This is a genomic window from Nitrosopumilus sp. b1 (assembly GCF_014078545.1).
GTDB lineage: Archaea > Thermoproteota > Nitrososphaeria > Nitrososphaerales > Nitrosopumilaceae > PXYB01.
Genome location: NZ_MU078709.1, coordinates 25,064 through 38,951 on the forward strand (window position 1 = coordinate 25,064; position 13,888 = coordinate 38,951).

Below are 13,888 nucleotides of genomic sequence, written 5' to 3' on the forward strand. Positions count from 1 at the left end.
ATTCTATGAATTGTATTATTAATTACTTTAGATTAAAAAAGAATAAAATAAGAAAAAAGGTTCTATGCTTTCTCTAGTGCTCTCTCAATCATATTTTTGTATGATTCCTTAGAAGCAGCACCCACTTGTTGACTGACTACTTGACCTTTGCTAAATATGGCCAAAGTTGGAATGCTAAAAACATTGTATTTTGATGCCAATTCGTTGGCCTCATCTACATTTACTTTAACAAAATTTACTTTGCCTTCGTATTCAGCTGCAAGTTCCTCTACAACTGGACTAACCATTCTACAAGGACCACACCATTCGGCCCAAAAGTCAACAAAGACCGGTAATGAAGAATTCATGACGTCGGTTTCCCATGTTTTGGTATCAGAAATTTGAGTAATTCCCATAGCAGTTATGCCTTATTCGAACACACCTAAATATGTTCACCAGAATTTGTGCGCTTGGAATTGATAACTTTCTAAATATTACTTTGTGAAATATACTTAAATTCCCTTTGAATGAATCTGAATTATGAGTTCTGATCTCCGAATAAAGAAATTGAGAGGATCAGGAGGCTACATCATGGCAAGTGTCAATGATGACCAACAAAGAAAAGGGAATCTTGGAGGCCCTGATTTGTTTTTGGCACCCATTGGGAGATTAGATTCAGATACAATTTCAAAATATTTTTGCAATACATGTGAGAAAGACTATGAAGGTAGCCCTAGAATTGAATACGAAAATCCAAACGAAGAAGTTGCTGAAAATTTAATTTTACTTGAAAAAGGACAATACATCTGTGCTACTTGCGGTTCAACACTAGCAGAGTACAGGGAATTTAGAAAACCAGATGAGATGACAGATGTTGGTAATGCAAGACCAATGGAGCAATCAAATCCATTTGAATCACCAGAGCAAACATTTACTCCGCCACAAACCACAACAGAGCCACCCTCATTTACAGAGCCAGAACCAGAACCACAAAGTATTCCAGAACCTCCAATGTCACCACCAGCTCCAAGCTTTTCCACACAACAAAGTGCACCACCAGCTGTTGAATCTCAACCTGTTGGTTCTGTTAGCTCAATAGTTGGAATGGCAGTATACAATGAAGAAGCAAAGAGAATTGGTACTGCAAAACAAATTGGCATTGATTCATCTCAATCACTAGTTTTGGTAATTAGCAATAACGACGGTTCTGATCAAACCATTCCTTGGAGTAATATCAAAAAAGTTGGAGAAATTGTTTTGGTTGGAACATCCTCTGCTGCAACTCAAGTACCACCCACAGTTGCTCCACAGGTACAGACTTCAAGCGACTCTGGAAAATGTCCTAGTTGCAATTTTGTTAACAAATCAGGTTCAAAATTCTGTGAAGAATGCGGAACAAAGATCTAGTCTATCTTAAGATTTATCTAATGAAAGAATAGGCTGGAATCTAGTTGACTGCAATCTCAATTTCAAAGGGTGTCATCAAAGACATTATCATAGTAGTCGTTGGCGTAATTATAATTTGGATTGGATTGCAGCTAGTATTTGGAACTCAGAATCCATTCTATGTGGTATCTAGTGGCAGTATGATTCCAGTTTTGCAGGTGTATGATGTTTTAGTTGTTCAAGGAAACGAGCCGTTTGAAGAAGTTGAGGTTGGGGACATTATTGTCTTTAATCGTCCATCAGATCATGACAGAGTGATTGTTCACAGGGTAGCTTCAATTATCAATGAGGATCCGCTTACAATTAGAACCAAAGGAGATGCAAATCCTGCTTCAATACCAGGCACTGACTTTCCAATAACAGAAGAAGAGTACATCGGACAAGTAGCATATGTAATTCCGCAAGTCGGATACATTACAAGAATACTACAGCCTCCAATCAACTACATCATTATTGTCATAATCATTGGAGTCATGGTTGCAAAACAATTCTCAAAAAAGAAGAATGAAAAGGCAAAAGATGCACCAAAAGAAATCGATTCTAAATTTACTGATTTGACTCAGCCAAAGCAAGATATACAGAACTTGGCTGATCTTGATAACATTCCAAAAGATTCTGAATACTCTAAAGAGTCAGGGTTAGATTCCAATGAAAAATCAGACGTACCTCAAGACACTAAAGATACAAAATTAGATAAGAAAGAGTAGATTAATTTTCAGAAGGTAGTTTGAACACTCGCTTAAAGTATTCAGACTGTTCTTTTGGTTCCTCAAAGTCATCTTTTATTTTTGCAAGATGTTTTGCCAAGTTTTTCTTGTATCCAAGCTGCATCTGTCTTGCAATCTGAATTCTCTGAGCTTGTGGTGAGCCTGCACCATGCATTGATTCTGTAAGATATCCTACAGCGTTTCTACCCATAGTCATGTTTTCAATTAATCGCAATACTCTCATTCTATTTTCAACATCTACACCTTTTCTTCCTGCAAGATATTTTCGAAGCATTGGTCCGGCCTCTGGATGTCTAAAATCCTTCTCGGATGGTAGAGTTACAACAAGACCACCTGCAATGTCTTGTGCTAGTCGTCCAATCTCATATGGAAATCTAGTAACGTTGTGTTTGCAAACTTGTGCAAGCATATCATCATTAAGATAAACACCAGACTTCATTTTTTGTCCCTGATATGAAGATGCGATTCCTGCAGCAAAGATTGATTCGTTAAGATGTGTCATTTCAATTAGTTTATCTTTGATATGAGACACCTTTGGAATTCCGTTATAATCTGCTATGGTTGCAGCAGCTCCAATTAAGACATCACCTAATCCAGTTTTGCACACATAACTTCTTCTATGATAACAGGTGAATCTCTCCACCAGCATTGAGGCAAATTCGTATTCGCCGTGCATGAATACCTTATCCCATGGAATAAACACATTATCTAAAATTATCATGGCCTCCTGACCAGCATACATAGAGTTTCCTGCATCAAGATCACCTTCTTCCATACTTCGTGTATCACATGACTGTCTTCCATAGATGTATGTGACACCTTCTGCATCTGCTGGAATTGCACCTACAATTGCATAGTCCTTGTCGTTTTCTGTTAGTCTAATTGTTGGCATCAAGATAATCCAGTGAGAATTAATGCATCCAGTTTGGTGTGCCTTTGCTCCTGTAACGTAAACTCCTTTGTCGTCCTCTTTTACAATATGAACAAACATGTCAGGATCAACTTGCTCTGATGGTCCAAGACTTCTATCACCCTTAGGATCAGTCATTGCTCCACCGATTACAAAATTTTCTTCTTGCATCATTTTGATAAAATCAACCAATCGCTTGTGATAGTTTGTTCCATGCTTTTCATCAATTTCATATGTTGTAGAGTGTAGAGAGTTGATTGCATCCATTCCTACACATCTTTGAAAACATGTTCCAGTGTTTTGTCCAAGCTTTCTTTGCATTTTATTTTGCATTACCAAATCCTGTGCGCTTTCTGCAATGTGTAAAAAGCGGTTTACACGTTTTCCAGAGATTGATGATTGAGCAGATGCAAGCTCTTCTTCACGAACAGCTAAATCATATGTTTCAGCAAGTGCATTAATGGATGGTCTAATCATTGGATGATCTACATAATTCTCAATTAATTCGCCAAACAAGAAAATTTTCAGCTTTCTGCCCCTAAGACTCTGAATGTACTCTTCGCCAGTCCTAATGCCCATCAGAAATATCTCACTCTAAGTTGTATAAATATTCTAAAGATCCAGGCAGGAATGATGTTTTTCTCATCTAAAGTCCTATTCGGACATCAAGGATCTTGCATCCTTTGCCTTTTTCCATTACCAAGACTGGATTCATGTCAAGCTCCTTTATTTCCTTGAAATCAGTAACAAGTTGGGAGAGTCGTTGAATGCATTCAGACAGTTTAGCTTTATCAGATGGCTTTTCTCCCCTTACGCCTTCAAGAATCTTTTTCATCTTAATTGAAGAGATCATGTCGTCTGCTTCTTTGTTTGTTACAGGTGCTAGCTTGAATGTCACATCTTTGAGTACCTCAACATAGATTCCACCCATTCCAAGCATGATTACGGGTCCCATTCCGGGTTCAAGCTTAGAGCCAATAATCATCTCCTTTCCTCCTTTGACCATTTCGACAATCAAAACGCCTTTGATTTCGGCTTTTTTGTTGTATTTTTTAGCATTTGATACGATTTCCTTAAAGGCAGACTTTACTTCTTGTTCATTTTTGAGATTAACTTTGACTCCCCCTGCATCTGATTTGTGAATAATTTGTGGTGATGCAATCTTCATTACAACAGGATATCCAATCTTTTTTGCATTCTTTACAGCCTCTGCCTCATTTTTTGCAAGAATACTCTTTGGTAAAGGAAAGCCATATGCACGTAAAACCTCTTGGCCCTCTTCCTCTAGAAGGTTTGGTCGTCCCTCCTTCTTTACATTATCAAAAATTTTCTTTACCTTTTCCTTGTCTGCTTTGAATTTTGTAACAGTACCCAATGGAGAGTTTACAGATTTTGAAAAGGTCAACATTGCATTTAGTGCACGAATTGCGCCCTCTGCATAGGTAAAGTATGGAACTCCACCATTTGATAAGACTTCACGATTTGTAACTCCTTCATCTAATCCCATCAAGCTGGCAAGCATCGTCTTTTTGTATTTTTTTGACATTGCAACAATTACTTCAGCTAGTTGATCATAATCTAGAGTGCCAGATGGAGTACACATTGAAATTACAGAGCCAACTTTTGGGTGAGCTAAGACAAGATCCAACACATGATGGAATCTATTAAAATCAGCATCACCTACTATGTCAACTGGATTTCGTGAGCTGCCCCAAGGTGGAATTACTGCATCAATTTTTGGCCTAATGTTTTCAATCTTTGCCATCTTGATTCCCATCTTTGAGCATGCATCTGTAGAGATAATTGCGGGACCACCTGCGTTTGAGACAATAACTAAATCACCTTTTGCGGGAAGTGGTTGCTTTGAGAATGCAACAGCATAGTCAAAGAGCTCTTCCATGGTATCAACTCTGAGTGCACCAGATTGTTTTAGTAGTGCATCATAGATTTCATCAGAACCCATCAGTGCACCAGTATGTGACATTGCAGCTTTTGCACCTTCAGGACTACGACCAGATTTTAAAATTATAATTGGTTTTTTGAGTTTTCTTGTGATATTTCTGCAAACCTTGAGAAATTGCTGGCCATTTCCCATGTCCTCAAGATACATCACAATAACTTTGGTTTGTTTGTGGTTTGCCAACATGTTTAAGACATCAATTTCGCTCATTGCTGCCTTGTTACCCATGCTAACTACTGCTGAAAATCCAATGTCTTGCGCACTTGCGTCTTCAACTAGTGCTGCACAAATTGCACCACTTTGGGAAACAAGAGCAATACTACCTGATTTTGGAGTAACTTTGAGAAAGGTAGAGTTCATCATAGTTTTTGGATCTAAATTCATTACACCAAGACAGTTGGGACCAATAATTTTGATATCGTATTGTTTTGCAATGTCTTTTAGTCGTTGTTCTAATTTTGCGCCTTCCTCATCTACTTCTTTGAATCCAGCTGTGATTACAATTGCGCCCTTGATCTTTTTCTTACCACATTCTTCTAGTACAGTTGGAACAATTGTGTTTTTTGTAACAATAACTGCAAGATCAATTGGTTTTGGTACATCTAAAACTGTCTTGTATGCTTTTTTGTAAAATACAGTTGGTCTAGTTGGGCTAATTGGAAAAACAGTTCCTTTGAATCCATTCATAATATTAGAAGTAATGGTTCGTCCTACACTTCCTCGTTTATCTGATGCACCAATTATTGCAATTGATTTTGGTGATAGAAAAACAGATTCAGACATTAACGAAAATGGATCAAAACAATTTCCATAATAAAGTTATTCATCAGAAGCCGATCTAGCTTCCAAGCATTTTGCCAGCTAAGTTTTCTTTCCTTGGAACCCAAGTAATTTTCAGATTAGGAAATCTTCCTATTAGCGACCATGCCTCACGGGCCAGCTCCCTAAGCTGCTCATTGTTTATTGCAAATTCATGATTAAGTTGTGATACAGTATTTTTTGAATCACTGAAAATTTCAAGAGGTTCCTTGGAATCTACAAATTTTTTTAGAGCTGAAATTATTGCCAAATACTCTGCTTGGTTATTTGTAATGTTAGGTTTTTTTTCATAAAATGATTCCCCAGTCTCTTTTACAAAGAATCCATACCCAGATTCAGAGCCTCCGGAACCATCTACATAAACGCTAATTGTCATCCTTATACAACCTAGTCAACTTGACACTCAAATTTATTACGATCATGTAAACAATTGTAGAAATTCCCTGTGAAACTATAGATGCAATGTATGGATCATATTCAATAGTTAACAGATAATATTGTAAAATCCATCGAACTATGGTGTAGACAACTTCCCCGATTCCTAATGATGAGATAATTTTGATTAGGTCAGACTTTAAGCGAGTTTTATCAGTTTCTCCTGATTTTAGCTTGTATTTTTTTCTATTATCTAAATAAAATAATCCGCCAAAAACTGAAAAAAACACAGCATAATCGACAATCAAAGTATACGTGGTGTTAAGATAGTCCTCTTGGCCAGCAAGTAGTTGGGCCACAACTGCAGAAATTGTAATAGATGCGGCAAATGCAATGAGAATGTTTTTGTTTAATCCAAAGTATTCCTTGTATTTTTGTTTCATAGAATTTTGTTATTAATCCAGCAAATAAATCAAGTCTAGTCCAATGTAATTTTGAGGAATATTATCAATCCAATAAGTTCTGCAATACCTACTCCTAACATGTATGGAAATATTTCATGAGAAAATATTTCATCCATTGAAAAGTATGCCATAGAACCAATGATGTTGTGCAGAAATAACATACCTGCAACAACAATCAGACCCAACGGTAGCTGTGCCTTTGTTTTAACATACATCTTTCCAAATATTCCAATCAAGATTCCAAGAACGACCATATTTGCAATGGACACAATAGAAAGAATAGCTGAGGTAGGCTCCATTAGAAAACTTTCGACCTCGTAGATTTATGTACTTTTATCCAATTTCCTTGCAATTTCCTCAAACGTCTCCATGTTTACTTCTAAAAAAGGAGATACAAAATATGTGATTGCATATTTTTCACCCTCCTTGATTATCATGTTATTTTTTTCTAAAACTTTGATGTGGTGCTGAATTGCTTTGTAATCTAATCCAAATTCTTTTGCCAGTTGATTCGTATTGGATGGTTGATTTTTCAATGATTGAATAATTTTTAATCGATTAATTCCGCCTCGAGAGCCTGCAAAGACAAACCACAAAAGACGTTTGGCATGAGGATCATTGGCCATAAATAATTCAAGATTTCTTAAGTGACTCTACTAAAAGGTATTTTGGGCTTAATTGATCAAAAAATCCATAGTAAGAATAAATTAATGTGATAACCAATGTAGTATTATGATGCTAAATTATGACTATCCATTATACAGACCACCATCTGAAGCAAGATCATTAATCTTTCAAGTAACACTAGGATGTTCTTTTAACGAATGTTCTTTCTGTGACATGTACAGATCAAAAGAGTATGGCGAACGTCCTTGGGACGAAGTAAAATTAGAAATTGACATGATGGCAAAACAGCTTCCAGATACTCAAAGAATCTTTCTTGCTGATGGGGATGCATTAAATCTAGATACGGAATACATGGTCAAAGTTGTAAAATACATCAAAGAAAAATTTCAGAATCTTGAAAGAATATCATGCTATGCAATGCCAATGAATATCTTGAAAAAAACTCCAGAAGAGCTAAAAAGAATTCATGATGCTGGCTTGACGATGTTTTATCTTGGAATTGAGAGTGGCTCTGATGTAATACTAAAAAAAGTAACAAAGGGTGCAATAGCTAAAACAATAATCAAGGCAGTCAACAAAGCAAAAGATGTAGGATATACAATGTCATGCATGGTAATATTGGGACTGGGAGGGTCCAAGTACTCAAAAGAACATATTCGAGGAACTGCCGAAGTAATCAGTGCATGCTCTCCAAATTATGTTGGAGCATTAACATTATACTTGGAAAATGGAATCAAGAATGAGTTTCTAACAAAGTTTGGTGAGGAGTTTGTTCCAGTATCAGACGGACAAGCACTAGTTGAGCTTGAGGATCTAATTTCTCAGATTGATGTTAAAGATGATGTCGTCTTTAGGGCAAATCATGGTTCTAATGCTTATACGATAAAGGGTACGTTCCCACAGGATAAGCAGGATATGCTAGATAAGATTTCATGGATGAAGAAACATCCTGAAGTAATTAGACCAAAAGGACTGCGAGGATTTTAGGCAGTATCCAAGTTTGGATGCAGATATACTACTTTGTAAATCACAACAGTATAGTCGCCTGTAAATGAGCGAGTAACCTGTCCATCATCCACACTTCTTACTCGAAATTTGTATTCATATGTTCCATCTTCATTTACTTCAGCCTGAGCAAAGCGTGCAGGTTCACCATTCTGATACATTTGGATAATCACAGGGTAATCCTTTACATGATTTGCAATTTTTCCTTCAACAAATGCCCATGGAAGAACGTTGTCAGTAGGTGCGTGAAAGAAAACAGTTGACTTTTCAACTCCCATGGTAGCATCAATTGGAAAGATTTCAGTTTGTGGAGTATGTGTATGGCCGTTAACCCCAATCATTCCGGGGTGTGGATGCGCAAATGATACAGATGATAAAGGTAAGATTAGAAAAGCAATCAAAATGCTTGATAGTACGAGTGTTTTTTGCATGGTTGTTCTAAAAGGATTCAAGATTAAAAATGTTCACTAGTTTATAATCCATCAATTATTGGTTTTAGTTTTTCAGGAAGATCAGGCAGTTCGGTATGGCTTTCGTTGTTTTGAATTATTTCAGGTCCAATTCGTCTGACTCTTTGAGTTCCAATCAAAGTATCGATGTTTCTTTGGACGTCCTTTTCTGGCAAAATTGTTTTTAGCTTTGAAAGTACCTCTTCTTCATTTTCGTATTTTTTTATGGCATACTGGATTAGAATTATTTTTTCATCAGCGGTAAAGTCTACCATATTTTGAGTACTAGGTTTGTGGCTAAATATCTTTACAGAGTAAAAACGGTTAAAATAGCAGATTTGGTAATTTAGTGTACTTGGCAACAAAATTACAATTAATTTCAAGTGTATTGAAGATTAAAAAATATTCAATGATTGCCATAGTAAGTGGTCTTGGATTGGGAATAATTTACTATTTCTTGACAATGTCAATGCTGCCAATCCATTTTAATTCTGAATTAGAACTTGCACCATCATATGTTATTACATCTGTTGCGCTTACAGTAGTCATCTCTGCATTAGCTGGAATAAATTTTGCAATGATTGCATACAAAATGAAGAGAATGAAGATGATGAATTCAGTAAAATCAAACTCTTCGGCAGTTTTAGGTGGAGCATTTGCTGCATTTACACCTGGCTGTCCCGCATGTACTGCTCCACTGGCAGTAATCCTTGGCGCAATAGGAGGACTATCATTGTTTCCTATGCAAGGCTTAGAATTAAAATTCATTTCAGTAGGAGTTTTAATTTTTTCAGTATATTGGATAACACGTGGTCTTCAAAACAATAGCTGCTGCAGCATTAAGAAGAGTTAAGAATTATACTTCTTTTAGTCCCTTGTATCGATTTCGTATTGTAACTTCAGTAACATTTGCTGCTTCGGCAACATCCTTCTGAGTCTTGTCTTCACCATTTTTAACACAAGACAGGTATAATGCCGCTGCGGCCAATCCCATGGGATCTTTTCCTGCAGATTCTTCATTTTGTTGTGCAGTTTTTAAAACCTTGATTGCATAACGTTTTGTTTTTTCTGAGATGTTAATTGTACTTGCAATTCTTGCAACACATTGAATTGAATCAGTAACTGGCATTTTTAGATCTAGTTCTTTTACAAGTAGACGATAGCATCTTGCGATGTCTTTTTTCTTAATATTAGATGCTGCTGCAACATCTTTGATAGTTCTTGGTACTGCCGTATCACGACAGGCAGCATATAGTGCAGAGCCAATCATTCCTGAAATGGAACGACCTCTTACAAGTTTTTTATCAATAGCTTTTCTGTAAATGTATGCTGCTTTTTCCACAACTGAATCAGAAAGGGAAAGTTTGTCTTTTAGTCTGTTGAGTTCTCCAAACGCTATTCGAAGATTCCTATCTGATGCATCATGTGTCTGGCTGCGGCTATCCCATGTTCGCAGTCTTTCAATTGTTGTACGCATAGAGGATGTAAGTGGCTTGCCTGTTGCATCACGGTTAACAGGATTAATCACAGTTGCAAGTCCCATATCGTGCATTGTCAATGATGTTGGAGATCCTGCACGGGCTCTATCTCCAGTGTCATCAGAAAATGAACGCCACTCTTGACTTGAATCTACAATAACACCAGAATCAACATATCCGCAGCTTCCACAAAATTTTTCGCCCGTTACGTTATCAGTAACCATTGAATTTTTTCTACAACGTCCACAAGTACTATCTGCTTGATAATTTTTTAAAACCATAGATAATGTCCACTATATCATAGATTTTCAGATTATAAGTACTAGTGTATTGTAGGTATTTTCTAGATTTTAACGTGCTTTTCATTCACTCACGCCTAATTGAATTAAGATAGGCTTAATCACTCATTAAAAGTAGAAAAAAGAAGATTAGTAAAGTTCTGATAAGATATTAAATTTAAAATTAATTTAAACTAGAATTTCTTAAAATCTTTTACTTCTATGTTTTGGTAAACATTCTTGGCAATAAACTGGTCTTCCTTCTTTTGGTTGGAAAGGAACTTGTGATTCTTTGCCACAGTCTGAACATGTACAAGGGTACATTTTTCTGTCTTCTGACATGTCCTGAATGAATTACCCTGTTATAAGAACTAATCACAGAAAACGAGCCTATGATAATGAGGTTTGTGTTTTTGCCAGTATTACAAACTTTAATGTATCCTGTTTTCGCTTAATGTTTATGTTATTTTCAAAGATTTCAATGGGGATTTTTTGAAAGGTAGGCAAAGTCATGAATCGTTACTCAGAGAATTAATTGAGTATTTTGAATCAAAAAAGATCAAAATTCATTATGCAAACTATCCAGGGTACAAAAAACCAATGGAGATAAAAAGACATGCGCCAGACATTATAGGAATTCATACAGAAACTGGTCAGGTGTACATTGGTGAGGCAAAGTTGTGCAGTGAGTTAACTGATCAGATTACAAAGGAAGAATTTTATGATTTTCCAAAAACAGTGATTACAACTGGAAAATCTGCTGGAAAACTAATGCAGTTTTACCTAGCTGTTCCCTCTGATTGCGCTTCAAAAATAAAAGAAGTCTTTAACAAATCAGACATTACATGGAGTGACAACATACAGGTAGTTGGATTCTAAAATGAATATAAAGTGCAAAAATTGTCAGAAGGAGTTCGATCTTTTTACCAGTCAGTTTTGCTGTGACAGATGTGCTGAAGAATACTATATGTCAAACTGACATTGATCGAAGTAAATTTTACCTTACAGAGCAGTATTAACTCACCAACTTCTTCTAATCATCGTGTAAATATATCTGATAGCATGGCTTGCAAAGCAGGATACATACACAATTACACATTTTTCCCATTACAAGGAAAACATCTTTGCATCAATTGTTTACAAGAACAGGATTCGGAAGCTAATTAGCGCCCATATTCAGAAAGTAAAGAGTGAAGATGGAAATATTAGATGAGAAAGTGCAGTTGTGGTTAGATAGTGCGAGATTTGTAAAACCAAAACCAGCAGTTTATGTCCTGTATGATAAAAAATTAAACGTATTATTTATTGGGAAAAGTGAGAATTTACAGAATCAATTTACAAAGTATCTTGATACGAACTTTGAGAATAATGAATGCAAGCAGAAAACACATACGTATCAGAAAGTTTTTGTTGAAAATCCAAGTGAGAGAATGATTCAACTCTTAGATAGATACAAGGTCGAAAACGGTAAACTACCTGACTGCAATGAAGTTTAATCACTAGTCTCATTGTGAAGAATATTTGTCAGATAATATCACGCATACGAATATTCCTTTTCCTGATATAGCCTGGGCACTATGCCTAAGTCCTTTTGGGATAAAGATTGTTGATGGTGAAGTTACTGTGTAAGATTCATCCTCAATTTGTATTTGATATTTTAATTTTGAACTCTCAGAAAGTATGAGATTAATTTCATCATGGTTATGCTTATGCAATTGACTATACTCTGGAAGTTTTTTTGAAGCATCAACAAAATGTACTGCAATATGAGTATTAGATTCTGGAATTATTGATTTGCTAAGCATAGACAGACGTTTTATTGGAGCTTTTTTATGAAATGGAATTTTTTCTAGTGATTCATTGATTCCTTTTTTAATTAAGTTCTGATATTTTTTCAACAAAAATAGTTGTTTTTTCTATTAAATAACATGACTCTTTTGAAGCATCTTATCATATAAGCAATGAATGCCTATTGAATTCATTGCAGGTAGACAGAACATCAGAGTGGTTTGTTCCAAAATTTGGATCTGATAGATTTCGTAAAAGTGTAGGAATTTTATTTTTGCCTTACACTGCGATAGTTACTTGTTTTGCTGCACTTGGTGCAATTTCTGGACCAATGGATATAGAAAGAATTGCTGCAATTTGTATAATCTATTTTTTGGCACTTGGAATAAGCGCTCATTTACTTGATGCAGTAGGAGGAAAGACAAAACCGTGGGGAAACTTACCAAAGAGAAAAGTATGGAGTATTGCTCTAGGAGCTTTAGGAATTTCATTTGCAATTGGAATCTATTATGCATTCTTAGATTCTCCATTACTATTTCCAATTGGAATTTTAGAAGGATTTTTTCTATTTGCGTATAATCTAGAGTGGTTTGGTGGAAAATTTCACAACAAGGCTTCTACAATTATTTCATGGGGAGTATTACCTGTATTTGCAGGATCTGCTATTCAGACAAATTCAATATCATATGAAACCATAATGATAGCGGCAATAACAGCTCTGATTACATTTGCTTTGATATCTACATCAAGGCCCTACAAATTACTAAAACTCAACAATGGCGACATCAATCTCATTAAACGAAAGGAATTAGTCTTGAAAATGCTATCTCTAGGGGTGGTTTTAGGAACGATTTCATACTTTATTTTAAAATTCTATTTTATTTCGTAGATTGAGGCTTTTCTGCATACAAAATAACTGATGAGTTCCATGTCAGATATTGGACTTTGACTTGAAAGTCGTTTTTTTCAAGTTCTTGCTTGTAGGAAAAAACCCAATTACTTGACCTGATAACCTTTGGGAGCTCTGCAAAAGCATACTTCCAAGTAGGGAGGAAAATTCCAAGAGAGTTCAAAAAAACAAAATACGAATTCCAAAGTTTTTTAATTATTTTATTTTTTGGATAAGAAAAATCATGCAGGATGATTTGACCGTTATAATTAAGATGAGTAATGCAATTTTTTACAAGCTTTTCAGGATTACAATACTTTGGAATATATGATGAGCAAATACAATCAAATTTTAAATCAAGATTAAGATTTTCAGCATCTTGATGTAAAAATGAAATATTGGAAAATGTTGAAGAGTTCTTTTCTGCCATTTTTAGATAATCTTGTGATATATCAATCCCAATGATTTCTGATTTTGGGAATTTTTTTGCTAATTTTCTAGTTAAAATTCCTGTTCCACAGGCTAGATCTAAAATTGATTCTGGTGATTTTATTTTGTTTATTATTTCGTTCTTCCAATAGTTATCCTTTCCAAAGGTTGTAAAAAGTACAATTTTATCATAGGTACTAGCAGTTTGACCAAAGAAATACGGTACTAAATCCTTTGGGTATTGATTTGTCATTAAACATTAAT

The 13,888-nt window shown here is 35.6% G+C and carries 20 protein-coding genes; 7 read left to right on the forward strand and 13 right to left on the reverse strand.

What is annotated here, in order from left to right; all coding sequences use genetic code 11:
• Positions 1-62: 62 nt before the first annotated feature.
• On the reverse strand, positions 63-395 hold the full coding sequence (trxA, locus tag C6988_RS00630; protein ID WP_182132560.1) for a thioredoxin: 333 nt from the start codon (positions 393-395) through the stop codon (positions 63-65).
• 124 nt (positions 396-519) lie between these two features.
• Here trxA and C6988_RS00635 point away from each other — a divergent pair, with 124 nt between their 5' ends.
• Both C6988_RS00635 and C6988_RS00640 read left to right on the forward strand, forming a co-directional pair.
• Positions 520-1,386 carry a PRC-barrel domain-containing protein gene (locus tag C6988_RS00635; RefSeq protein WP_182132562.1) on the forward strand — a complete coding sequence of 289 codons (867 nt, stop codon included), beginning with the start codon at positions 520-522 and terminating at the stop codon, positions 1,384-1,386.
• Between the two features lie 44 nt (positions 1,387-1,430).
• The gene (locus tag C6988_RS00640) at positions 1,431-2,132 is read left to right on the forward strand and encodes a signal peptidase I (RefSeq protein WP_182132564.1); all 702 of its coding nucleotides are present in this window, start codon (positions 1,431-1,433) and stop codon (positions 2,130-2,132) included.
• Position 2,133: 1 nt separating this feature from the next.
• Here C6988_RS00640 and C6988_RS00645 read toward each other — a convergent pair whose 3' ends face one another.
• The 6 genes from C6988_RS00645 to C6988_RS00670 form a co-directional block, all read right to left on the reverse strand.
• The gene (locus C6988_RS00645) at positions 2,134-3,642 is read right to left on the reverse strand and encodes a 4-hydroxyphenylacetate 3-hydroxylase family protein (protein WP_182132566.1); all 1,509 of its coding nucleotides are present in this window, start codon (positions 3,640-3,642) and stop codon (positions 2,134-2,136) included.
• A gap of 67 nt (positions 3,643-3,709) precedes the next feature.
• Positions 3,710-5,806: a 4-hydroxybutyrate--CoA ligase gene (locus C6988_RS00650; protein WP_182132568.1), complete on the reverse strand. Its 2,097-nt coding sequence runs from the start codon at positions 5,804-5,806 to the stop codon at positions 3,710-3,712.
• A 55-nt stretch (positions 5,807-5,861) separates the two neighbouring features.
• Positions 5,862-6,218, reverse strand: a complete 357-nt coding sequence (locus C6988_RS00655; protein ID WP_182132570.1) for a reverse transcriptase-like protein — start codon at positions 6,216-6,218, stop codon at positions 5,862-5,864.
• Positions 6,208-6,660 (reverse strand): hypothetical protein, encoded by a 453-nt coding sequence (locus C6988_RS00660; RefSeq protein WP_182132572.1) that lies wholly within the window; start codon positions 6,658-6,660, stop codon positions 6,208-6,210. The genes C6988_RS00655 and C6988_RS00660 overlap by 11 nt, the downstream gene beginning before the upstream one ends.
• A 35-nt stretch (positions 6,661-6,695) precedes the next feature.
• On the reverse strand, positions 6,696-6,980 hold the full coding sequence (locus C6988_RS00665) for a DUF8036 family membrane protein (RefSeq protein ID WP_182132574.1): 285 nt from the start codon (positions 6,978-6,980) through the stop codon (positions 6,696-6,698).
• 24 nt (positions 6,981-7,004) lie between these two features.
• Positions 7,005-7,307 (reverse strand): ArsR/SmtB family transcription factor, encoded by a 303-nt coding sequence (locus tag C6988_RS00670; RefSeq protein ID WP_182132576.1) that lies wholly within the window; start codon positions 7,305-7,307, stop codon positions 7,005-7,007.
• 106 nt (positions 7,308-7,413) lie between these two features.
• Between C6988_RS00670 and C6988_RS00675 the strand changes: the two genes are divergently transcribed.
• Positions 7,414-8,295, forward strand: a complete 882-nt coding sequence (locus C6988_RS00675) for a radical SAM protein (protein WP_182132579.1) — start codon at positions 7,414-7,416, stop codon at positions 8,293-8,295.
• Here the strand turns inward: C6988_RS00675 and C6988_RS00680 are convergent.
• Positions 8,292-8,744 carry a hypothetical protein gene (locus tag C6988_RS00680; protein WP_182132581.1) on the reverse strand — a complete coding sequence of 151 codons (453 nt, stop codon included), beginning with the start codon at positions 8,742-8,744 and terminating at the stop codon, positions 8,292-8,294. The genes C6988_RS00675 and C6988_RS00680 overlap by 4 nt on opposite strands.
• Positions 8,745-8,785: 41 nt before the next feature.
• Entirely contained in the window at positions 8,786-9,037 is a 252-nt protein-coding gene (locus tag C6988_RS00685; RefSeq protein ID WP_182132583.1) for a hypothetical protein, read from the reverse strand.
• 80 nt (positions 9,038-9,117) lie between these two features.
• Between C6988_RS00685 and C6988_RS00690 the strand changes: the two genes are divergently transcribed.
• Positions 9,118-9,615 carry a hypothetical protein gene (locus tag C6988_RS00690; RefSeq protein WP_182132585.1) on the forward strand — a complete coding sequence of 166 codons (498 nt, stop codon included), beginning with the start codon at positions 9,118-9,120 and terminating at the stop codon, positions 9,613-9,615.
• Positions 9,616-9,618: 3 nt separating this feature from the next.
• Here C6988_RS00690 and tfb read toward each other — a convergent pair whose 3' ends face one another.
• The gene (tfb, locus tag C6988_RS00695) at positions 9,619-10,521 is read right to left on the reverse strand and encodes a transcription initiation factor IIB (protein ID WP_182132587.1); all 903 of its coding nucleotides are present in this window, start codon (positions 10,519-10,521) and stop codon (positions 9,619-9,621) included.
• A 201-nt stretch (positions 10,522-10,722) separates the two neighbouring features.
• The gene (locus C6988_RS00700) at positions 10,723-10,860 is read right to left on the reverse strand and encodes a CxxC-x17-CxxC domain-containing protein (protein ID WP_182132589.1); all 138 of its coding nucleotides are present in this window, start codon (positions 10,858-10,860) and stop codon (positions 10,723-10,725) included.
• A gap of 150 nt (positions 10,861-11,010) precedes the next feature.
• On the opposite strand from C6988_RS00700, the gene C6988_RS00705 reads away from it, so the two are divergent.
• Entirely contained in the window at positions 11,011-11,397 is a 387-nt protein-coding gene (locus tag C6988_RS00705; RefSeq protein WP_182132591.1) for a hypothetical protein, read from the forward strand.
• A 317-nt stretch (positions 11,398-11,714) separates the two neighbouring features.
• Positions 11,715-12,014 (forward strand): GIY-YIG nuclease family protein, encoded by a 300-nt coding sequence (locus C6988_RS00710; RefSeq protein ID WP_182132593.1) that lies wholly within the window; start codon positions 11,715-11,717, stop codon positions 12,012-12,014.
• A gap of 9 nt (positions 12,015-12,023) precedes the next feature.
• On the opposite strand, the gene C6988_RS00715 is transcribed toward C6988_RS00710, so the two are convergent.
• A complete protein-coding gene (locus tag C6988_RS00715; RefSeq protein WP_182132595.1) occupies positions 12,024-12,416 on the reverse strand; it encodes a cupin domain-containing protein in 393 nt (130 codons plus the stop codon).
• Between the two features lie 74 nt (positions 12,417-12,490).
• Between C6988_RS00715 and C6988_RS00720 the strand changes: the two genes are divergently transcribed.
• Positions 12,491-13,195: a UbiA prenyltransferase family protein gene (locus C6988_RS00720; protein ID WP_342752353.1), complete on the forward strand. Its 705-nt coding sequence runs from the start codon at positions 12,491-12,493 to the stop codon at positions 13,193-13,195.
• On the opposite strand, the gene C6988_RS00725 is transcribed toward C6988_RS00720, so the two are convergent.
• On the reverse strand, positions 13,185-13,877 hold the full coding sequence (locus C6988_RS00725) for a class I SAM-dependent methyltransferase (RefSeq protein ID WP_182132597.1): 693 nt from the start codon (positions 13,875-13,877) through the stop codon (positions 13,185-13,187). The genes C6988_RS00720 and C6988_RS00725 overlap by 11 nt on opposite strands.
• Positions 13,878-13,888 lie beyond the last annotated feature (11 nt).

Bases quoted from the DNA above. Each gene is read 5' to 3' on its own strand.
- C6988_RS00650 (WP_182132568.1), bottom strand. From the start codon at position 5,806: ATGTCTGAATCTGTTTTTCTATCACCAAAATCAATTGCAATAATTGGT.
- C6988_RS00685 (WP_182132583.1), bottom strand. From the start codon at position 9,037: ATGGTAGACTTTACCGCTGATGAAAAAATAATTCTAATCCAGTATGCC.
- trxA (WP_182132560.1), bottom strand. From the start codon at position 395: ATGGGAATTACTCAAATTTCTGATACCAAAACATGGGAAACCGACGTC.
- C6988_RS00670 (WP_182132576.1), bottom strand. From the start codon at position 7,307: ATGGCCAATGATCCTCATGCCAAACGTCTTTTGTGGTTTGTCTTTGCA.
- tfb (WP_182132587.1), bottom strand. From the start codon at position 10,521: ATGGTTTTAAAAAATTATCAAGCAGATAGTACTTGTGGACGTTGTAGA.
- C6988_RS00635 (WP_182132562.1), top strand. From the start codon at position 520: ATGAGTTCTGATCTCCGAATAAAGAAATTGAGAGGATCAGGAGGCTAC.
- C6988_RS00680 (WP_182132581.1), bottom strand. From the start codon at position 8,744: ATGCAAAAAACACTCGTACTATCAAGCATTTTGATTGCTTTTCTAATC.
- C6988_RS00725 (WP_182132597.1), bottom strand. From the start codon at position 13,877: ATGACAAATCAATACCCAAAGGATTTAGTACCGTATTTCTTTGGTCAA.
- C6988_RS00645 (WP_182132566.1), bottom strand. From the start codon at position 3,642: ATGGGCATTAGGACTGGCGAAGAGTACATTCAGAGTCTTAGGGGCAGA.
- C6988_RS00665 (WP_182132574.1), bottom strand. From the start codon at position 6,980: ATGGAGCCTACCTCAGCTATTCTTTCTATTGTGTCCATTGCAAATATG.
- C6988_RS00655 (WP_182132570.1), bottom strand. From the start codon at position 6,218: ATGACAATTAGCGTTTATGTAGATGGTTCCGGAGGCTCTGAATCTGGG.
- C6988_RS00675 (WP_182132579.1), top strand. From the start codon at position 7,414: ATGATGCTAAATTATGACTATCCATTATACAGACCACCATCTGAAGCA.
- C6988_RS00710 (WP_182132593.1), top strand. From the start codon at position 11,715: ATGGAAATATTAGATGAGAAAGTGCAGTTGTGGTTAGATAGTGCGAGA.
- C6988_RS00700 (WP_182132589.1), bottom strand. From the start codon at position 10,860: ATGTCAGAAGACAGAAAAATGTACCCTTGTACATGTTCAGACTGTGGC.
- C6988_RS00660 (WP_182132572.1), bottom strand. From the start codon at position 6,660: ATGAAACAAAAATACAAGGAATACTTTGGATTAAACAAAAACATTCTC.